Source organism: Tamlana sedimenti, from assembly GCF_038148895.1.
Classification (GTDB): domain Bacteria; phylum Bacteroidota; class Bacteroidia; order Flavobacteriales; family Flavobacteriaceae; genus Tamlana.
Map to the genome: position 1 here is coordinate 35,097 of NZ_JBBVGQ010000005.1, position 22,357 is coordinate 57,453.

At 35.9% G+C, this 22,357-nt stretch carries 16 protein-coding genes; 12 read left to right on the forward strand and 4 right to left on the reverse strand.

Features of this window, described 5'->3' with window-relative positions:
- Positions 1–36: 36 nt before the first annotated feature.
- Both WJN01_RS12615 and WJN01_RS12620 read left to right on the forward strand, forming a co-directional pair.
- Positions 37–1,053: a COX15/CtaA family protein gene (locus WJN01_RS12615; protein ID WP_445197519.1), complete on the forward strand. Its 1,017-nt coding sequence runs from the start codon at positions 37–39 to the stop codon at positions 1,051–1,053.
- Between the two features lie 39 nt (positions 1,054–1,092).
- Positions 1,093–1,605, forward strand: coding sequence for an IS1096 element passenger TnpR family protein (locus tag WJN01_RS12620; RefSeq protein WP_445197520.1), 513 nt, complete (start codon positions 1,093–1,095; stop codon positions 1,603–1,605).
- A 3-nt stretch (positions 1,606–1,608) separates the two neighbouring features.
- On the opposite strand, the gene WJN01_RS12625 is transcribed toward WJN01_RS12620, so the two are convergent.
- Positions 1,609–2,676 carry a hypothetical protein gene (locus WJN01_RS12625; RefSeq protein ID WP_445197521.1) on the reverse strand — a complete coding sequence of 356 codons (1,068 nt, stop codon included), beginning with the start codon at positions 2,674–2,676 and terminating at the stop codon, positions 1,609–1,611.
- A gap of 123 nt (positions 2,677–2,799) precedes the next feature.
- Here WJN01_RS12625 and WJN01_RS12630 point away from each other — a divergent pair, with 123 nt between their 5' ends.
- The 5 genes from WJN01_RS12630 (at position 2,800) to uvrB (ending at position 14,412) form a co-directional block, all read left to right on the forward strand.
- Positions 2,800–3,696, forward strand: a complete 897-nt coding sequence (locus tag WJN01_RS12630) for an ABC transporter ATP-binding protein (RefSeq protein WP_445197522.1) — start codon at positions 2,800–2,802, stop codon at positions 3,694–3,696.
- A 20-nt stretch (positions 3,697–3,716) separates the two neighbouring features.
- Entirely contained in the window at positions 3,717–4,541 is an 825-nt protein-coding gene (locus WJN01_RS12635) for an ABC transporter permease subunit (protein ID WP_445197523.1), read from the forward strand.
- Between the two features lie 29 nt (positions 4,542–4,570).
- The gene (locus WJN01_RS12640) at positions 4,571–7,330 is read left to right on the forward strand and encodes a T9SS type B sorting domain-containing protein (RefSeq protein WP_445197524.1); all 2,760 of its coding nucleotides are present in this window, start codon (positions 4,571–4,573) and stop codon (positions 7,328–7,330) included.
- 149 nt (positions 7,331–7,479) lie between these two features.
- Complete coding sequence (locus tag WJN01_RS12645; protein ID WP_445197525.1) at positions 7,480–12,381, forward strand: FIDD domain-containing protein; 4,902 nt, start codon at positions 7,480–7,482, stop codon at positions 12,379–12,381.
- A gap of 27 nt (positions 12,382–12,408) precedes the next feature.
- Complete coding sequence (gene uvrB / locus WJN01_RS12650) at positions 12,409–14,412, forward strand: excinuclease ABC subunit UvrB (RefSeq protein ID WP_445197526.1); 2,004 nt, start codon at positions 12,409–12,411, stop codon at positions 14,410–14,412.
- A gap of 92 nt (positions 14,413–14,504) precedes the next feature.
- On the opposite strand, the gene WJN01_RS12655 is transcribed toward uvrB, so the two are convergent.
- Positions 14,505–14,924, reverse strand: coding sequence for a TerB family tellurite resistance protein (locus WJN01_RS12655; protein ID WP_445197527.1), 420 nt, complete (start codon positions 14,922–14,924; stop codon positions 14,505–14,507).
- A gap of 368 nt (positions 14,925–15,292) precedes the next feature.
- Here WJN01_RS12655 and WJN01_RS12660 point away from each other — a divergent pair, with 368 nt between their 5' ends.
- Positions 15,293–15,547 carry a DUF1456 family protein gene (locus tag WJN01_RS12660; RefSeq protein ID WP_445197528.1) on the forward strand — a complete coding sequence of 85 codons (255 nt, stop codon included), beginning with the start codon at positions 15,293–15,295 and terminating at the stop codon, positions 15,545–15,547.
- 38 nt (positions 15,548–15,585) lie between these two features.
- Here WJN01_RS12660 and sucC read toward each other — a convergent pair whose 3' ends face one another.
- Entirely contained in the window at positions 15,586–16,776 is a 1,191-nt protein-coding gene (gene sucC / locus WJN01_RS12665; protein ID WP_445197529.1) for an ADP-forming succinate--CoA ligase subunit beta, read from the reverse strand.
- A 199-nt stretch (positions 16,777–16,975) separates the two neighbouring features.
- On the opposite strand from sucC, the gene lysA reads away from it, so the two are divergent.
- The 4 genes from lysA to WJN01_RS12685 all read left to right on the forward strand — a co-directional run bounded on the left by lysA (position 16,976) and on the right by WJN01_RS12685 (position 21,794).
- A complete protein-coding gene (gene lysA, locus WJN01_RS12670; protein WP_445197530.1) occupies positions 16,976–18,211 on the forward strand; it encodes a diaminopimelate decarboxylase in 1,236 nt (411 codons plus the stop codon).
- A gap of 393 nt (positions 18,212–18,604) precedes the next feature.
- Complete coding sequence (locus WJN01_RS12675) at positions 18,605–19,552, forward strand: nuclear transport factor 2 family protein (protein ID WP_445197531.1); 948 nt, start codon at positions 18,605–18,607, stop codon at positions 19,550–19,552.
- 79 nt (positions 19,553–19,631) lie between these two features.
- The gene (locus WJN01_RS12680; protein ID WP_445197532.1) at positions 19,632–20,513 is read left to right on the forward strand and encodes an ester cyclase; all 882 of its coding nucleotides are present in this window, start codon (positions 19,632–19,634) and stop codon (positions 20,511–20,513) included.
- Positions 20,514–20,615: 102 nt separating this feature from the next.
- Positions 20,616–21,794, forward strand: coding sequence for an acetyltransferase domain-containing protein (locus tag WJN01_RS12685; protein ID WP_445197533.1), 1,179 nt, complete (start codon positions 20,616–20,618; stop codon positions 21,792–21,794).
- On the opposite strand, the gene WJN01_RS12690 is transcribed toward WJN01_RS12685, so the two are convergent.
- On the reverse strand, positions 21,795–22,349 hold the full coding sequence (locus tag WJN01_RS12690) for a DinB family protein (RefSeq protein WP_445197534.1): 555 nt from the start codon (positions 22,347–22,349) through the stop codon (positions 21,795–21,797).
- Positions 22,350–22,357 lie beyond the last annotated feature (8 nt).

The window sequence follows — 22,357 nt, forward strand, 5'->3', positions numbered from 1 at the left end:
GCAACTCTGAAACCTTGAAACTTTGAAACTCAAAAAATGAAAAAAGACAACAAAAAAGTAATTTACTGGCTGCTTACTGGATGCGTACTCATTTTCATTATGGTTGTTGTTGGTGGCATTACCAGATTAACACACTCAGGTTTATCTATTTCCAATTACAAGCTTATTTCGGGAACAATTCCACCCATGAACGAAACAGAATGGCAAGAAGCTTTTGATTTATACAAACAATACCCGGAATACCAGAAACTTAACAATCATTTTAATTTAGAAGATTTTAAAGACATTTATTTTTGGGAATGGTTACACCGGCTTATCGGCAGACTAATTGGCATCGTGTTTTTCATTCCGTTTTTATATTTTTTATTTACCAAGCAGTTCACCAAACCCACCATTCAAAAAGCCATTGTTCTACTTTGCATGGGGGCTTTTCAAGGATTTTTAGGTTGGTATATGGTAAAAAGTGGTTTGGTAGATAATCCAGATGTTAGCCACTACAGATTGGCTGCACACTTAACCACAGCATTTATTACGTTTGCATACACCTTTTGGGTGGCATTGGATTTAATATTTCCAAACAAAAAACAAATTAATAAGAACTTTAGAAATTTAGTCCGTTGGGGACTAGCCATTTTATTGCTTCAAATAATTTATGGGGCATTTGTAGCAGGTTTAGATGCTGGATTTATACACAACCATTGGCCAATGATGAGTGAGGGTAAGTTTATGCATGAAACTGTTTATATTGAGCAAGATCCATTGTACAAAAACTTTATTGAGGGAAAAAGTGGCGTACAATTCGTCCATAGAATTTTAGCCTTTGTTGTGGTCGGTTTTATCTTGGCAATTTATTTTAAGTCAAAAAAAATGACTCTTACAGCATTTCAAAATAATAGCATACAGGTTCTACTTATTATGGTTGGTATTCAATTCCTGCTTGGTGTTTTTACCATCTTATTGCAAGTACCAGTATGGCTAGGTGTTGCCCATCAAGTTGGTGCTTTTTTTCTGCTTAGCGCTATGACTTTTACTTTGCATCGTTTTACGAAATAACATAAAATAAACTACCTTTGTAGCACAATTTTTTCACCAATGATTTACAGATTTAGAGTTATTTTAGATAATGATACTGATGAGGATATCTTCCGCGACCTAGAAATTCGTGAGACTGACACCTTGGAAGATTTGCACAACATCATCACCCAATCTTTTGGTTTTGATGGTACCGAAATGGCTTCATTTTATATTAGCAATGACCATTGGGAACAAGGTGAAGAAATTTCATTGTTTGATTTAAGTGATGAAGATTCTACGCGACTAATGAACGAAACGTCATTGGATAGTGTGGTTCATGAAGCGCAAACAAAGCTTATTTACGTTTACGACTTTTTTTGCATGTGGACCTTTTTCGTTGAACTAGCCGAAATTGTTGAAGAAACCGAAGGTCACGACTACCCTAACCTCATGTTTGTAAAAGGGCAAGTGCCTGATACAGCGCCCCAGAAACTTTTTGAAGCTGATGAAGATGACGACTTTGATGAGTTTGAGGACGGATTGGATATTGATGATTATGACAATTTGGATTTTGAGGAAAACTGGAATTAGCTCCTATTTTTGCTTTAAATTCTCCAAGTTTACATTTTCATAATTGCGCATTAAAAACTCCAGAGAACGTTTTAGAATATCTCCCATATTTTTACATTTTTTGAATTTCACATCTTGGGTATATTCAAATATGGTCATTTTTAATTGCTTGATATTTTCTGGTTTAGAAATAACGCCATCCTCCATACTGTCCAACAATAGGCCTATACGATCATGAAAACTCTTCAACCGTTTTACCAAAATGGAGCGCTCTTCGGTCTTATATTGGTTTATAGATAACTTTTGCATACTCTCCGAAACCAATTCTACCATTTTCAAGTTTTCCTTAAAAAATTGGGGACGATAAATATTGAATTTTCCTTCGTAGGATTGTTGGTCAAAATCTATTGCACGAATTTTATATACCACATGGTCAAAATCGTGGGTTGGAACAATAACGTAATTATATGAACGCATATCGCCAAGAAGCCTAATCATACAGCGTTCATTGAATTTAACAAACTCTTTGGCTATTTGCGACTTTTCAGATTTGTCGCATTTGGGCAAAAAATTCTTGATAAATTCATCACCTGGAATACCCGCAATGTGTTCCTCAATCAAGGTATCTTTATAGACCAAAAAATTTAGGTTATATGGCGAAAGCATATGTTCCAACTCCAAACCATAAACACGCGATGCATCGGCAGTTTTTACGTAAAAATAAATATAGTTGTCGTTTAGAATGTTCCTGACCTTGATTCTAAAAGGCTTAGAGTTTCCAAACGTACAATAATCAATGGCATCAATATTTAAAAATGGCAATATGCTGTCATTGCCATCTGAATGCAAAATGGCATAGACCTTTTTCAAAGACATCTCTATCTCTTCCCTTTCAAAATCGTTGTAATACACCCTTATCCAAAGTGTATCGTTATCATCTTTGTCATAAACAACAATTGAACCTTGAAACCGCAACAAATCGTCATAAAAAATAGGAATCTTAACAGTTCTATTATACTCCGAAAGATAATTGTGCAGCTTTGGCGTTATAGGAAAGGACGGTTTCCTTTTTGAAATCTTTAAATCTTGCATATTTTTAAACTTATTCAAATTTAACGCTTTTATTGATAAGCCTGTAACAAAAATATAAGTGCATCGTCATACTTTTGTAACCAACCAGTGCCACTTTCTTCAGTTGCATTAAAATGATACAATTTGGAACCAATACTAACAATCAACAACCTTACTAAAAAATTTGGCTATTTAACTGCCGTTAAAGATTTATCCTTCACCATTAACAAAGGCAATGTTTATGGTATTTTAGGGCCAAATGGCAGTGGAAAATCCACAACTTTGGGTATTGTTTTGAATGTAGTTAACAAAACCAGCGGTAGTTTTCATTGGTTTGACGGAAACACATCTACCCATGATGCCTTAAAAAAAGTTGGAGCTATTATAGAACGTCCCAATTTTTATCCATACATGACTGCAGTACAAAACTTAAAATTGGTTTGTAAAATTAAAGGTGTTGACTATGCTAAAATTGATGAAAAATTAGAAATAGTTGGCCTTTTAGAGCGGAAAAACAGTAAGTTTAGCACCTATTCCTTGGGAATGAAGCAACGCTTGGCTATTGCCTCGGCCCTTTTAAACGACCCAGAGATTTTAATACTTGATGAACCCACAAATGGATTAGACCCACAAGGTATCCATCAAATTCGTGAAATTATTAAGCAAATTGCTGCACAGGGAACCACCATTTTATTGGCATCACATTTACTGGACGAGGTTGAAAAAGTTTGTACACATGTTGTGGTACTGCGAAAGGGTGAAAAACTATATTCGGGAAGAGTAGATGAAATGATTTCAAGTCACGGCTTTTTTGAACTGAAGGCCAACAAACAAGAGGAGTTAATCAACCTTTTGGAAAACAATAAGGTTTTTGGCAAAATAAAAGTTCAGGACAATTTGGTAACGGCATTTTTAAATGAGCCCATGAGTTCTGAGGACTTTAACAAATACCTTTTCGAGCAAGGCATAGTGCTCACACATTTAGTACAACGAAAAGAAAGCTTGGAAGAACAGTTTTTACAATTAACCGATAACAAATAAAACCACCAATACACATCGAAATGTTTCGACTTTTAAATTTAGAACTACAAAAGCTTTTGCTGAACAGGGTAAGTAAGGTACTTATTTTTATATCGTTTATTTTACCTTTTTTTATCATTCTGCTCTCTTCACTAAAAATTAATGTATTTGGCTTTTTTACCCTAGAATTAGGTGAATTGGGTGTATTTAACTTTCCAATTATTTGGCATTTAACTACTTTCTTTGCGGCCCAGTTCAAATTCTTTTTTGCCATTGTTGTGGTTAGCATGATTGGCAACGAATACAGCAATAAAACCCTAAAACAAAACCTGATTGACGGTTTAAGCAAAAAAGAATTTATTCTTTCTAAATTTTACACCATTGTATTCTTTTCTTTGGTTTCAACAATTTTGATTGGCTTAATTTCACTTTGCATTGGCTTATACTACTCAAGCTATAACGAACCTTCAATCATTTTAATGGAAACAAGCTTTTTATTGGGTTACTTTGCAAAACTTGTTGGTTTTTTCAGTTTGTGTCTCTTTTTTGGCATGTTGGTTAAACGTTCGGCTTTCGCATTGGCATTTTTATTTATTCTATTTCTTCTGGAATGGATAATCTTTGGATTAATAACCTGGAAGTTTGATGTAAAGTTGGCGGAAAAAATCCAAAATTTTTTCCCTTTAAAGTCCATGCATAAATTAATAGATCAGCCATTTCAACGTATTGCAATGTCAAAGTTTCCAGATAATTCAGAATTAGTCTATGACTATGCGTTGCATTGGTATGAAATTGCCATCGTTTTGGGATGGACAGCCCTATTTATCTTTTTATCGTATACATTATTAAAAAAGCGGGATTTATAATATCTTTGATAGCATTGCTATGAAAGAAGATGAAAAAAAGTGCCCTCATTTTAATTTTATTGGTCTTATTTGCCTCTAAATCCTTTGGTCAAGCAGAAGCTTCCAATTGGTATTTTGGGGAAAATGCCGGTATCAGCTTTAACATTTATAATGGGCAAACATCTGCGTTATCAGATGGTCGGCTATACACTCGTGAAGGCTGCGCCTCAATTTCCAATTCGGATGGTGAGTTATTGTTCTACACGGATGGAACCACTGTTTATAACTCCAGTCACCAAATAATGCAGAACGGACAAAATCTATTGGGTGATGAATCCAGCACCCAATCAGCCATAATTGTACCCAAACCCCAAGACCTTAATATTTATTATATTTTTACTGTAGATGATCAAAAAAACCAAAATACCCCTATAAATCTTGGGCTAAACTATTCTGAGGTAGACATGACTTTAGATGGCGGTTTAGGTGCAATTACTTTAAAAAATATAAATTTAGTTCCTGAATGTTCAGAAAAAGTAACAGCTGTAATAAAAGATTGCATCACTAAATCATTTTGGGTAGTTACTTTTGCACCTCAAAGTGGAAGAGGAGAAATTTTTGATACTTTTTATGCCTTCGAAGTAAATAGTAGTGGCATAAACATGAATCCTATTGTCACCACATTCAGTGATTTAAATATTCAAGAAGGTCGTGGTTATTTAAAATTATCTCCCGATGGCACTAAAATGGCATGCGCAAGTACAGACTACGGGATATACTTATATGATTTTGATGCAGCAACAGGAAAAGTAAGTAACCAAAACTTAATTAAAGTATCTGTTCCCAATTTGTTCGAACCCTACGGTGTAGAATTTTCCCCGAACAGCCAATTACTTTATGTAAACTATTCCAATGATTATTTTGGAGAAGGGAGGGAAAACCCCGCCGCTCACCGCTCTACTTTGGCTCAATACAATTTAGCTGTGCCTGACATTGCCAGTTCTGAGATCATTATAGATGACAGACAATTATACAGAGGAGGTTTGCAATTAGGGCCAAACGAAATGATTTACAGAGCTTTGAGCGAAACATTCTTTAGAGGCTTACCTTATTTGTCCGTTATAGAAAACCCCAATATTGTTGGGCTGGGATGCAATTACAGACATAATGCCATAGACCTTGGAACAAATCGTTCCTCTCAAGGTTTGCCTCCATTTATAGCCTCTTTTTTCGACCAAAAAATTGATATTATTAGAAATGGAAATGAGTCGAACTTTTTAGCGCTTTGCGAAGGTGAATCATACACCCTTCTAGCGGACGATATTTTAGGAGCAACTTACAAGTGGACAAAGGACAGCAACCCACTTCCCGAAAATGACCTTGACCTTGAGGTAAACGAACCAGGCATTTACAGAGTAGTTATAGAACCACCCGGCAATGATGTTCTTGTAAATAATTGTGGATTTCCAAAAGGAGAAGCTAGGGTTGAAGTTTTTGAGCATCCAGAAGCTTTTGATGTTTCCTTGTCGCAATGCGATTTGGATTTAACCTCGTTTGGTATAACGATATATAATTTAACTGAGGCTTTTGATGTTATATCCAATAATCCTGAAGAAAACACAATTTCTTTCTATAGGTCTGCCAATAATGCCATTAATGGAGTTAATCCTATTTTGGATATGGAGTCTTATGAGAATTCCGTTCCAAATGAAATTTTACATACTAGGGTAGTTCATAATTTAAGCGGGTGTTACAGTACAGGCACATTGACTTTGGAAATCAGCAACACGCAAGTTCCAATATATAGAGCAACCCCCATTTGCGACGAAGTTGATTCGCCAGATGGCATAAATTTGTTTAATCTTGAACCCTTTGTTGCCGAAATTGCTGCAAATCTCAACATTCAATTAGACCAAATTCATGTGACATTTTATCAAACTTGGAATGATGCCCTGTTGGAAATCAATGAAATTACGGAATATGAAAACAAAATACCTTACAGAGAAATTCTATACTACAGGGTAGACACCAGTAATAATGATTGCTTTGGAATAAATGAAGTCGAATTAACTGTTGAACGATTGCCAAACATTGCAAAAGAAGACACTTCTTTCTACTGCTTAAATGAGTATCCCGATACTACCCCTATTAATGCTGGGCTAATTAATGGCTCACCGGATGATTACACCTATTTATGGTCTACAGGTGAAACCAGTTATGAAATTGGTATTAATGAAATTGGCAATTACAGTGTTACGGTTACAACGCAAGCTGGATGTTCAGATGTTCGGACAATAACCGTGGAGCCTTCAAACATTGCAACTATTGAAAACATTGATGTCACCGATGTTTCAGTAAATAACATAGTTAATATCATGGTTTCGGGTGAAGGTACTTATGAATTTGCCTTAGTAAACTCGCAAAACGAAATGATAAGGCCTTACCAAGAAAGTAATGTTTTTGAAAATGTTCGTCCGGGATTATATTCAGTTTACGTAAAAGACATTAAAAATGATTGTGGCTTTATTGAAGAGCCGATTTCAGTTATTGGGTTTCCTAAGTTTTTCACCCCAAATAACGACGGGTTTAATGACACGTGGCAAGTTTATGGTGTTTCTGAACTTTTTCAACCAAACACCAAAATCTTTATCTATAACCGATATGGCAAACTTATAAAGGAACTTAATCCTCTTGGTGAGGGTTGGAACGGGTCAATCCGAGGCAAAAGACTACCAAATGACGACTATTGGTTTTCGGTAGAACTTCAAGATGGAAGAATATTTAAAAACCACTTTACGTTAAAACAATAAAACTTAAAGAATAAAACCAATGAAATAATACGTTTTATCGATTTATTTTGCATTTCATCCAAAAAACACCTACTTTTCACCTCAAATTCCTCCTAATTAAAGGAATGCTTTTTTGTCCAAATAAAACCAAACAGAATCACCTACTTCATATGAGATTTATTTACCTCATCTTGTTCTTATTAATCCTCGGAAATACAAAGCTATTTTCGCAACAAATCACTGTGGATGATTCTGTAGGTCTGCAATCTTTAATCCAAGATAATTTGGTTGACGGTTGTGTTGATATTTCTAACATCAGCTCATCGGTCAATGGTTCGGCCACTGGTTTGGCAAGTTATGCCTATTTTGAACGTGGCAGTTCAAATTTCCCGTTTGCTAATGGCATTATGCTTTCAACAGGAGCGGCTGCTTCTGGTGGAAATTCGCTGATAACCCCTACCTTAAGTGAAGGAGTAACAACTTGGGGCACGGATCCAGATTTAGAAACCGCTTTGGGTATTACCAATACCGTTAATGCCACTTCAATAGAATTTGACTTTGTTTCAATTTCAAATCAGTTTCAATTTAACTACTTATTGGCTTCTGAAGAATATTTTGGTATCAATCCGTGTCAATTTTCTGATGGATTTGTTTTTTTGATTAGGGAAGCCAGTAGCACAGATCCTTACCAAAACATTGCATTGGTGCCAGGTACCTCAACCCCGGTAAACACTAACACAATTCACGATGAAATTTTTGGGGTTTGTCCAGCTCAAAACAATCAATATTTTGATGGGTACAATATTGGCGATACAAATTACAATGGTAGAACCACAGTTTTAACAGCTTCAGGAACTATACAGCCCAACGTAACTTATCACATTAAACTCATAATAGCTGATCAAACCGATAATACTTTTGATTCTGCCGTTTTTATTGAAGGAGACAGTTTCAGGGTCTTAGAATTGGGGGACGATATTTCAACCTGTGCAAGTTCAACAATCTTAAATGCCGACCTTCAAAACCCATTGGCTTCATACGCTTGGTACAGAGACGGGGCTCTAATTAGCGGAGCTGTTGGCCCAACATATACCGCTATTCAAAATGGAACATACAGGGTGGAAGTTTCTGTTCCGGTAAATGGAGCATCGTGCGTAGAAGATGATGAAATTGTGGTGGTTTTAAATACGGAAGAACCCATTGAACCCGTGTCAGATTATGAACTATGCGATGACGCAAGTGGTAATGGAACTGAAATATTTGACCTGTCAACTAAGGATGCTGAGCTTATTCCAAATATTCCTTTTACAAATTATGACTTTAGTTACCACTATTCTGAAGCTGAAGCAAGAGCGAATATCAACCCAATAACAAACCCAATTTCAAATACGGTCAGCCCTCAGGAAATCTTTATTAGGGTTCAGGATTTAGATAGTCCCTGTTTTTCATATACCAGTTTCAATTTGATTGTAAATAGCTTGCCCAATATTGTTGACCCAACGCCATTGGAAGTCTGTGATGGTGATGATAACCCAGATGGATATGCCATCATCGATTTATCTCAAAAGGATGATGAAATTACTGGAGGCCAAACCAATTATTTTGTAACCTACCATTACAATGCTTTGGATTCGAGTACTGGTAACAATCCTATTCCAACGCCTTACATTAACACCAATACACCAACAGATAATCTTTTTGTCAGAATCGTTGATACCTCAACGGGCTGTGTAAACAATACAACTTTGCAGGTTAATGTTACTGTTAGCCCTATTGTGAACAGAGACACCCAATATTTGGACGCTTGTGATACGGATTTGGACGGAACAGCTAATTTCGATTTAACTGAGGTTATTGCGCCTATTCTAAATGGCTTGACTGGCGTTTCGACAACTTTTCATACAACGTTTGATGATGCACAAATGAATATCAATGCCATTGCCGATGAAACAAATTATCAGTATGCCAATGCTATTGTTGAACCCGGTTCGGCTACAATCTATTTAAGAATTGAAGACGATACTACTGGTTGTGCGACCATAGTGCCTTTTGAAGTACATACCAACTTATTACTTACGGGTACCGATACTGGAGATTTCGCCCTTTGTGACACTAATGACGATACCAATGACACCTTAGAGTTCAATCTATTTACCGTAGAAACTTTTATTGCCAACGATTTACCAAACCCTATAACGGTAACCTTTTATGAAACAGAAACTGATCGTGATAATGGCACTAACGCCCTAACCAAAACAACACCTTATCCAGCAGTAAGCCCGCAAGTGCTTTATATAACCATTGATGATGGCAATTGCACCGAAAGTACAGAAATAACACTTTTGGTTAACCCTATTTTGCTCTTCAACAATGTAACCTTACCCTATTGTGATGACGACGACGACGGTATTGCCAGTATAGATTTGCACTCCCTTGATGATACCATAACCGGAGGTGATCCCAATTTTACGGTAAGCTACTTTGATAATCAAGCAGACGCTGATAACAACAATCAAGCCAATCAGCTTCCTCCTTTCTATAATAACACGAGCCCTGTAGAAACATTATTTGCACGTATTGAAAGTATAAATTCTGGATGTTCAACAGTTAATCCGTTTCAAATTGAGGTACTTACAGCACCATCAACCACACAACCTACAGATGTTATAATTTGTGATAACGACCAAGACGGATTTTCAATAATTAACTTAAATGCTAAAATTCCCGAAGTCGTTCCCAGCACAACTGGTTTAGATATAGATTTCTTTACCTCATTTGAGGATGCCGATGCCAAAACCAATGAAATTCCAGATGGGGAAAGAGACACCTATAATTCAAATACGCAAACTATATTCATCCGTGTAGAGGATATTGTTAGTGGCACAGGTTGTTATGCCATAGAGTCTTTTGAGGCCATTGTTAACACCTTACCTGTTTTCCCTGTAATCAGCAACTTCCAAATATGTGAGGACGACAACGATAGAACTGCAGATTTTTTACTGGCCGATAAAGACGCTGAAATATTAAACGGCCAAACAGGCAAGGAAGTGTTTTATTTTGAAGATGCCGCATACACAATCCCTATTGACAAAAACAGCCTGTATCAAAATATTAGCAGCCCACAAACCATTTATGTTCGTGTTGAAAACATCACAGACCCCTCTTGTTATGGAGAATCGTCCTTTATTATACAGGTTTCACCAGACCCTGTTTACAACCCAATTGTAGATTATTTGATTTGTGATGATGATAGTAACGATGGGAAACATCAATTTGATTTAAGTGCAAAGGCAGATGAAATACGAGCGGGTTCCCCAGATATATTAAATATTTCATTTCACGTTACCAGAGCGTTTGCTGAGAGCAATACCAGTCCTCTACCAGCAACATACACCAATGTTGCCAATCCGCAAAGTATTTATGTTAGGATAGAAAGTGACGATTCATTATGTTATATTGTTGAGGAATTAGGAATTAACATTATTGCCGCTCCAGATGTTTTAGTAGGTGCACCTTCTTTGACGGAATGCTCACCTGATTACAGCGGGCAGGCCACTTTCGATTTAACATTTTACAATATAGATACCCAAACTACAGATTTTGAGATACTGGATAGGGTTAAAAGCAATCTAGCTATTGATTTTTTTGAAAATGAAACTGACATAAACCCTAATGACGGATTGGATAACACTAATGCCATTGTAGATCCAACCAATTTTTTGACGAATGCCCAAACGGTTTATATTAAAATAGCCAATACACTAACGGGATGCTTTACCGTTGTTCCTTTACAACTTAATGTTAATTCTCCCCCGTCTACCAACTCTGTGGGCACCATTGAAATTTGTGATAATGAAACACAAACCTTCGATTTATCATTGATTGACAATTTAGTGGTTGATGACCCCTCGGCAGTGAACCTATCCTATCACGACAATCAGAGTGATGCTGAAAATAACTTGGCACCATTGAATAATATTTATAATTATACAGCTAGCAATCATAATATATTTATAAGAGTATCAGACCCGCAAACAGGGTGTTACATTGTGCCTTCCTTCAACTTGCAAATAAACCAAAACCCAATTGCCAACACACCACCAGATTTAATTGAGTGCGATGACGACTATGACAATCTTTTGGTTTTTAGTTTAGGGCAAAATAATAGTGCCATTTTGGGCTCACAAAACGCTTTAGATTATAACATTACCTTTTATTCGGATATGGTTGATGCTGAAAATGATACAAATCGATTAAATAGATTCCATCGAGCATCAGACGGTGAAACCATTTATGCGCGTCTTGAAAATATAAACACTGGTTGCTTTAGCACAACCCAATTCAATACTAGAATTAATCCGTTACCAATTATTCCAATAAATGATATTGTACCATTATGTAACGACCAACCACTGATAGTTAGTGCTGATACTGGTTTTGTGGAGGACACTTATTTATGGTCAACCGGTGCAACAACCCCTGAAATCATTATTGGTCCAAATGATATTGGCGATTATGATGTTACAGTGACCAGGTCAAATATAATTGGATCAGACTGTTCCTATACACACGATTTTAGTGTTGTGGAATCAGATAGCGCAACCATTAATTTTACCCAAACCGTGGACTTTGCCGATCCCAATAGGATAACCATTGATATTAGCGGTATTGGAGATTATGTATATATTTTGGATGATGGTGAACCACAAACCTCCAATGTTTTTGAAAATGTGTCTTTTGGACCACATCTTATAACAGTCAGAGACTTAAATGGCTGTTTGGATGCCACTCGCGAGGTTATGGTCATAGATATACCAAAATTTTTCACACCAAATAACGATGGCGCCTATGACACTTGGCATATTGTAGGGGTTAACCAATTGCCTGGAACACTAGTTTATATTTACAACAGGCATGGTAAACTTCTGAAAAATTTAGCTCATACCTCTCCAGGTTGGGATGGCACTTTTAATGGCCAAAATATGCCTTCTGATGATTATTGGTTTGTTGCCGAAGTGCTTCAAAATGGTGAAACTTTTGAAATAAAAGGGCACTTTGCACTAAAGCGATAGACCATTTATTTTGCTTAATTTTGCAAAATGAAGTTTAAAATTGTCTCAAATTTTAGTCCTACAGGAGATCAGCCTGAAGCCATTGGGCAACTTGTTGATGGCATCAATTCCAATGAAAAATACCAAACCCTGCTTGGTGTAACTGGTTCTGGGAAAACATTCACTGTAGCCAACGTTATTCAAGAGGTTCAACGACCAACTTTGGTTTTAGCACATAACAAAACCTTGGCTGCCCAATTATATTCTGAGTTCAAACAATTTTTTCCAAACAATGCTGTAGAATATTTTGTTTCCTATTACGACTACTATCAACCCGAAGCTTATATTCCTGTTTCTGGAGTTTATATTGAAAAAGATTTATCAATTAATGAAGAAATAGAAAAAATGCGATTGAGCACAACATCTTCCCTACTTTCTGGAAGGCGAGATGTTTTGGTGGTGGCCTCGGTATCCTGTTTATATGGTATTGGCAACCCAGTGGAATTTCAAAAAAATGTGATTACACTGGAACGTGATCAAGTTATTTCAAGAACCAAACTTCTGCATCAATTGGTGCAGAGTTTATATTCGAGAACCGAAAGCGAATTTAATCACGGAAACTTTAGAATAAAAGGTGATACGGTAGATATATTCCCGAGTTATGCCGATGATGCCTTCCGCATTCATTTCTTTGGTGATGAAATTGAGGATATTGAGTCCTTTAACATTCAAACCAACCAAGTTGTTGAAAAATATGATCGATTGAATATTTACCCTGCGAACATGTTTGTTACCTCACCTGAAATCCTACAAGCTGCTATTAAAGAAATTCAAGATGATTTGGTAAAGCAACATGACTATTTTAAGGAAATAGGTAAGCATCTGGAAGCAAAACGCTTGAAAGAGCGAACCGAGTTTGATTTGGAAATGATTCGTGAATTGGGCTATTGTTCAGGCATAGAAAACTATTCTAGGTACTTGGATGGTAGAAAACCAGGTTCAAGACCCTTTTGCCTTTTAGACTATTTTCCAGATGACTATTTGATGGTAGTTGACGAAAGCCACGTAACCATTTCACAAGTGCATGCCATGTATGGAGGAGATAGAAGCCGAAAGGAAAATTTGGTAGAATATGGTTTTAGATTACCCGCCGCTATGGACAACCGACCGTTAAAATTTGAGGAGTTTGAAGCCCTTCAAAATCAGGTTATTTATGTGAGCGCAACACCAGCCGATTACGAATTGCAGAAAACCGATGGGGTTTATGTGGAGCAAGTTATAAGACCAACCGGATTATTGGATCCTGAAATAGAAGTACGTCCAAGCTTAAACCAAATTGATGATTTAATTGAAGAAATCCAATTACGTGTAGAAAAGGACGAACGCACCTTGGTAACTACCCTAACAAAAAGAATGGCCGAAGAATTGACCAAATATTTAGAAAGAATTCAAGTCCGTTGTCGGTATATTCACAGCGATGTTGATACTTTGGAGCGTGTTGAAATTATGCAAGATTTGCGAAAAGGCTTGTTTGATGTTTTAGTGGGCGTAAACTTGTTAAGGGAAGGTTTAGATTTACCTGAGGTTTCTTTGGTTGCCATCTTGGATGCTGATAAGGAAGGTTTTTTACGTTCTGCGCGCTCATTGACACAAACTGTTGGACGCGCCGCCAGAAATTTAAACGGAAAAGCAATTATGTATGCTGATAAAATCACGAACAGTATGCAAAAAACCATTGACGAAACCAACTACAGACGCGAAAAACAAATAGAGTACAATTCTGCTAACAATATTAAGCCGAAAGCATTAAATAAAAGTTTAGATAACGCATTGGCCAAAAACTCTGTAAGCACCTACAGTTACCAATTGCAAGCTTCCAAGGCAGCAGAGCCTGAAAGTGAATATTTAAGCAAACCTGAACTTGAGAAAAAAATACGCGAGAAACGTAAACTCATGGAAGAAGCGGCCAAAGCACTAGATTTCCTGGTTGCCGCTAAACTGAGGGATGAAATAAAAACTTATCAGAATAAACTAGAAAAACTAAAAGTTTAAACTTTTAGCTTTCTTTTTTACAACTTTTTAATTGTAATCAACACTTATAATTATGTCTCTTAGGATACGGGATACGCCCTAAGAGAAAAAGATTAGTTGTATTGTGTTTTAAAAATATCTATCAAAACATCAGGCGGAACTATTTTGTTTGGGAAACTTTCCATTAAATACAACACTTTTGTTATTGACTCATGGCTAAGCCCCATTCGTAAACCAAAATTGTACAGCTTGGTTACACCTGCTCTATTATTATCGTCTCCTTCTCCATATTGTTGTTCAATATTCATGAGTAGTACTAGCCTATGAAACTGAACAATTCGCTCGCTATGCGATTTTAAATGCGTGTACGAAATAGGGTTCTCTAATAAATATTCAAAATCTTCCCGTGATATATCTAGTTGTTTTGCCACTCCCAGCAAAAAGTTATATTCTATTCTCCGTATGTCTTTGTCATATTTTGCAAAGGCAATCATTTCAGACAAAAGACTTAATTTTTCTACTCTATTAATCATTGTGTCAAGGGATAAATTAATTACATTATAAAGTTACGCAGAAGAGTCAATTAATAATCGTAGATATAGCGTAGCTTATCGAAAAACACTAAGTAGTTAATCGTTGATTTTATTTATTTCATCAATAGTTGATTTTTGTTTGGCTATGAAATTTGCATTTCGTCATTTTCCTACCAAAACTTAATAAAAGATAATTTTATCTTAAAATATTGTTATTCAATTTGTTACAAAACAAAATATGCATTTAAAACAAAAATTTAAAAAACCAATTTTTAAGGTATCTTTACACAAGCATAAAAACGTCAATTCCAAAGATGCTTTAGAGCAAAATCGACGAAATGCATGGTAATGAATTACAACTTAAGAATATGACCAATAATGACATTTTAAAAAAACTTAGGGTTGCCCTTAAACTTAGGGATGATGAAATTGTTAAAATTTTGGAATTGGTAGATTTTCGAATTTCAAAAAGTGAACTCGGAGCGTTTTTTAGAAGAGAAGATCACCCCAAATATATGGAGTGCGGTGACCAAATTTTAAGGAACTTTTTAAATGGTTTGGTTATTCATTTAAGAGGCCCCATGCCAGACAAAAAAGAAAATAAAAAAGGAGCAACTAAATAAACAGTTGCTCCTTTTTTATTTTATAAGTTTTTGAGAAACTAAGACAATACTTCCTGTACTTTATCTGCAGCTTCCTGAAACTCAGTCGCACTCAATACAGCCAATCCAGAATTATCTATCAATTCTTTGGCAATATCCGCATTGGTACCTTGCAAACGCACAATTATAGGCACATTTATGTTACCCATGTTTTTATAAGCATCAATAACACCTTGAGCCACCCTGTCACAACGTACAATGCCCCCAAAAATATTGATTAAAATAGCTTTAACTGCTGGGTCTTTTAAAATAATCTTAAAAGCAGCTTCAACTCGGGCAGCATCAGCAGTACCACCTACATCCAAAAAGTTAGCGGGCTCGCCACCTGCTTGTTTAATCAAATCCATTGTAGCCATAGCCAAACCTGCACCGTTAACCATACAACCCACATTACCATCCAAATCAACATAGTTCAAACCTTTTTCGCCGGCTTCAACTTCAATGGCACTTTCTTCCCTAATATCTCTTAAATCTACGTAATCTTTATGTCTGTAAAGCGCATTGTCATCAATGGTCACCTTGGCATCAACCGCAAGTATTTTATTATCGCTCGTTTTAAGAACCGGATTAATTTCAAATAATGAAGAATCAGACTTTATATAAGCCGTATATAAAGCACTAACAAATTTTGTCATTTCTTTAAATGCAGTTCCTGACAAACCTAAATTAAACGCAATACGACGGGCTTGAAATGGCATTAAGCCTACAGTAGGGTCAATTTCCTCAGTAAAAATCAAATGAGGTGTTTCTTCAGCAACCGTTTCAATATCCATTCCACCTTCTGTAGAATACATAATCATATTTCGCCCAGTGCCCCTGTTCAACAAAACAGACATATAAAATTCACTGGTTTCACTTTCTCCTGGATAATACACATCTTCGGCAACCAAAACTTGATGAACCCTTTTTCCGGCAGCAGAAGTTTGGGGAGTAACCAAATCCATTCCAATAATTTGGCCAGCAAGTTCTTCAACCTCCTTTAAGTTTTTGGCAAGTTTCACGCCACCGCCTTTTCCGCGTCCACCGGCATGAACTTGTGCCTTTATAACGTACCAGCTTGTACCAGTTTCATTAGTCAATTGTTTGGCAGCAGTAACTGCCTCTTTTGCATTTTGGGCAACTATTCCGCGCTGAATGCGCACTCCAAAACTACTTAATATCTCTTTGCCTTGATACTCGTGTAAATTCATAATATGCTTGATAAGTTTAAGAAGGACAAATGTAAATAATAGCGTTAACTTACCCTAATATTTAATCGCTAAAACTTTTAACAATGAGAAAGACGAAGTAATTGTTAAATAATTAACATTTTGTTTAATGTGTATAAATTTTTGATGAATTATTTTTTATACCCATTAATGAAATATCTTTGCCAAAAATTTTGAAGTTATGACAGAAAACCAATTGCTTAAAATTGCACAAGAGTTTGGCAGCCCAGTTTATGTTTATGATGCCCACAAAATTGAGGCACAGTATAAAAGACTGACCAATGCGTTTAAAGACGTAAAGAAGTTGAAGCTCAACTATGCAGTTAAAGCATTGTCCAACATATCCATATTAAAACTTTTTAAAAAGTTAGGCTCAGGTATTGATACGGTTTCCATTCAAGAAGTGCGGTTGGGATTGGCCGCTGGCTTTCAACCTGAAGAAATCATTTTCACGCCGAACGGTGTTTCTTTAAGCGAAATTGAAGAAGCAGCACAACTTGGTGTTAAAATCAATATAGACAACCTATCTATTTTAGAGCAGTTTGGCACAAAACACCCAAATATTCCGGTTTGTATCCGCATAAACCCGCATGTTATGGCTGGTGGAAACGCCAACATTTCTGTTGGGCATATTGATTCTAAATTCGGTATTTCAATACACCAAATACCACACATTCTTCGCATTGTTGAAAATACCAAAATGAACGTTAATGGCATACACATGCATACTGGAAGCGACATTCTGGATATTGAAGTGTTTTTGTATGCCAGCGAAATTTTGTTTGCTACAGCCAAGCAATTTAAAAATTTAGATTTTATAGATTTTGGTTCCGGCTTTAAAGTTCCTTACAAACAAGGTGATATTGAAACCAATATTGAGGAATTGGGCAAAAAATTATCAGCAAGATTTAACGAATTCTGTAAAGATTATGGCAAAGATTTAACCTTGGCGTTTGAACCTGGAAAATTTTTGGTGAGTGAATCTGGCTATTTTTTAACGCATGTTAACGCCGTAAAACAAACTACCTCTACGGTTTTTGCCCAAGTTGACTCAGGTTTCAACCATTTAATTCGACCAATGTTTTATGGTTCGCACCACGATATTATTAACATTTCCAATCCTAAAGGTCGTGAACGTTTTTACACCGTGGTGGGGTATATTTGCGAAACAGATACCTTTGGAAATAATCGTCGCATCAATGAAATAAATGAAGGTGATGTGCTTTGTTTTAAAAACGCAGGAGCTTACTGCTTTTCTATGGCAAGCAACTATAACTCTAGGTTTAGACCTGCGGAGGTTTTATGGTACAACGACAAAGCCCATTTAATTAGAAAACGCGAAACGTTTGAAGATATTCTGCACAACCAAGTTGAAGTTGACCTTACCGATAAGAAAGAGAAACAATTGGTGAAATAAATTCGGTTTAATATTAGTGTTAAAAATGGCTCGGCGTATGCTGAGCCTTTTTTATTTTATCACCATCCTACTGAAAACATTTCAATAAATTTGCTAATATTCAATATTTTCTTTAATATTATACTACATTCCCTGAGTCTTTTTAATTATTTTATGAATAGCATAATAAAAAGGCATCCATGTTAACAACATTTTTAAAGTGTTCTACAAAATTTTCCGCCCCTCCATTTTTGATAAGTAAGTTACAAAACCTAATGGTTTCATTTTTTCTAACAAAATGAAGCTATTATATTCAAATATTTTGATTTCAGTTCTTATTAATATTTCCCTTACTATAATTCACTCAAGATTTTATTCAACAAAAATTAATCACTAACCTTTAAAACCAAAAACATGAAAACAGGAAAACTCTTATTTCTATTGATGTTTGCAAACACTTTAATTCTTTTTGCACAAAAGAAAACAAACGGTACAGTTTACATAGAACACCCAGCAATTGTTACAGTTGAAGCCATGACTCAAGCTTTTGTAAGTGGCGATTCTGCCAAAGTAGCCAGTTATTTGGCTGACGATTTTAAAGCCTATAATGGTGTAGGCACGAAAACCAATGACAAAGGTCAGGACAAAGCATCGTTTACCAAAGGTGTTAATAGATGGAAAAATGCACTAGATTATTTTAGCATTACCCGCAGCAAAGGCGCCTATCCAGATGCCATAGATTACAAAAAAGACAACAAAGACGAGGTAGTTTGGGTTCAAACCTGGGAGGACATTAAAGGTGTTCATAAAAAAACAGGTGTAAAAGTAAACATGCCCGTGCATCGGCTTTATGTTGTAAACAAAGACAACAAGATAAAAACGGTAATAAGCTACACAAATGAAAGCGTTTTTGATGAAATCGGGAAAAGCTTTGTTAACCGAACCAATGGCAAAATATACAATCACCACGACAACATCAATAGCGTGAGAAAACTAACCTATGCATATGAAAATGGGGATTTGGAAAAAACCATGAGCTTTTACAGTGATGATGCGAAATTCTATGACATAAACGAAGAATTTGGAACATCGCTTAATAAATCAGAAATAACAAAAATTTGGCAGAAGTTTTTAGACGATTACGAAATAGTTAGCATTGATATGATTGGATACCCTGATTACCTAGAGTATGAAATGGGTGAAGGACGCGAAGTGTTGTCATGGTGGAACTACCACTTAATTAGAAAATCTGATAAAAAGAAAATATCTGTTCCTTTCCACATCAGCAATAGCTTTGATGCAGATGGTAAAATAACATCAGAAGTGGCCTATTACAGTCGGTCGCTTCTAAGTGCGAAATAAACAGTTAACCTAAAGGCAGCTTTAATTAAAGCTGCCTTTTAATTCTAAAAACAACAAACCTTAAATAATTTTATTTAAAATGAAAAATTCAGTCCAACTTTTACTCGTTATCACCTCTTTCAGTTTAATTTCCTGTGGTAATGGAAAAATTGAAAAAGACATTAAAATGTACACCAGCACATGGGATGAAATTATTAACAATGCCAAAATTGACCTAATAAACAGCGACAATTTTACGGAAGATATTACCTTGGTGGCAAGCCCTGAAAACATAGTAGGCATTGATGGGTTTAAAGCCTATTACCAAAATTTCATTACTGGATTTTCAGATATAAATTTTACCGTGGTTGATGTACTAGGGCAAGATGACAAAATTGTAAAACATTGGACATTTAAAGGCAAGCACACTGGCGACTTCTTTGGAATTCCAGCGACAGGAAATTCGGTTGACGTTGAAGGGGTAACCATTGCAAAAATGAAAGATGGCAAAATCGCGCAAGAACAGGATTTTATGGACAATTTAACTTTTATGTCACAACTCGGTATTGACCCTTTACTAAATCCGAATAATGTTATTATCATAAGAAAATTATACAATGACTTTGCATCGGGCGATATTCCAGCGGTAGGAGCTGCCATGGATGAGAATATGGTATGGAATGAAGCTGAAAATTTCCCTTTTGCTGATGGCAATCCTTACAAAGGTTTTGAAGCCGTTTTAGAGGGTGTATTTTCTAGAATAATTGAAGACTGGGAATATTGGAACCTAACAGATATGTCCTTCAACGAAATGACAAATGATAAAATTTTGGTCACTGGAAGGTACAACGCCAAATACAAAAAAAATGGTGCAACTATGAATTTACAAATGGCTCATTTATGGACTCTTAAAGACGGAAAAATTACTAATTTTCAGCAATTTGCAGACACCAAAGGTATTGCGGACACAATGGCAAAATAAGTCTATTCTGATGAACCAAAAAAACTAACCAGATTGCATTGGATTTGGAAAAATCTTAGCTAATAAAAGAAATAGAAATTCAGAAAACAAACAATTTAACCTATGTTAAAATCTACCCGAATTGAATCCATAGACATTTTAAGAGGAGTTGTAATGGTCATAATGGCCCTAGACCATGTTAGGGACTATTTTTATTACGGCTCCTTTTTTAATGACCCCACAGATTTAGAAACCACAACACCAATTTTATTTTTTACGCGCTTCATTACGCATTACTGTGCTCCGGTTTTTGTTTTTTTGGCGGGCACTTCAGCGTTTTTGTATGGCAGCAAAAAAACCAAGTCCGAACTTTTTAAATTCCTATTTACACGGGGTATTTGGCTTATTATTCTGGAAATCACTGTCAATAACCTTATTTGGAAATTTGACCTGACCTATAGTCGATTAATCCTTCAAGTTATTTGGGCCATTGGGTTAAGCATGATTGCTCTTTCGCTTTTAATTTACTTGTCAAGAAAAGCTTTAATTCTCATAGGTTTTATCATAATTGCTGGCCATAATATGCTTGACCAAATCGTTATGAACGGAAGTAGCTTGAAGTCAAGTATTTGGTATATTTTACATCAAAGCAACTTCATTTATATTTCGGACACACACCGCATAGGTGTTTTTTACCCAGTATTGCCATGGATTGGCATCATGATTTTGGGCTATTGTTTAGGGGCATTGTATAGCAAAAACTATGAGCCCGCATTAAGAAAAAAGTGGTTGCTCATCATAGGAAGCTCAGCCACAGTACTTTTCTTTGTAATTAGAGGTATTAATATTTATGGAGATTTAATGCCATGGGAGGCGCAAGATACAACCGCAAAAACAATTATGTCGTTTTTTAAGGTTACCAAATATCCACCATCATTAGCTTATACTTTAATTACACTTGGGCCTGCTTTGCTTTTTTTATACGGCATCGAATCTGTTAAAAACAAAATAACCGACTTCTTTTTGGTTTTTGGTCGTGTGCCCTTGTTTTATTATTTCCTACATGTACTGGTTATTCACACTTTGGCTTTGTTTGGCATGTTAATATTTGGTGGAAATTGGAAGCACATGATTATTACGGCAGAAGTATTTGACAACGCATTACTTATTAATTATGGATACTCCTTATTTGTGGTTTATTTGGTTTGGATTGGTGTTATAGTCTTCCTATACTTCCCAAGTAAAAAATACATGATTTACAAGGCAAACAACAAGGATAAATGGTGGTTAAGCTATTTATAACTACTCCCTTAATTTACCAGCAAAAAGGCTTACTTTCGAATTAAATGGGTTTCCAGATACCCGCCTCAGCATAACCACCTGTCCGCAATGCCAAATCGCATCGCTAATAGGTCCGTTGATTAAATTCCAAAAGGGAAATTTTTCATTATCAAATTTTGAAATGTCTTCGGTAGTTTTTAAAATATCTGAAACCTCTTTAAAATTTAACAAGGTTTGCCTTCGCTTTTCGTCAAATGATAGTTCTTTAATTTTATCTTCGCTCTTTTCTAATGATATACTATTACGTATGACGTTTGAAAGCCAAAAAATATGATCAATAGTTTCTTCGCAGGAACGGCCTGATTCACTTGGCCTGTAATTTAAGTCTTCTTCCCTTATCCCATCTGTGGCCCAAAAGTACCTAAACCCCAAGCCATCAATCATTCTGGATGCTACTGTGCCTGCCGAGTAATTTTCGGTATATTCTGGTATTTCATGATACGGTAATTTATCTTCTTTTTGTGCCATGACAAATATTGATGATATTAAAGTTACTATTAAAATTAATTTTTTCATGCTTTACA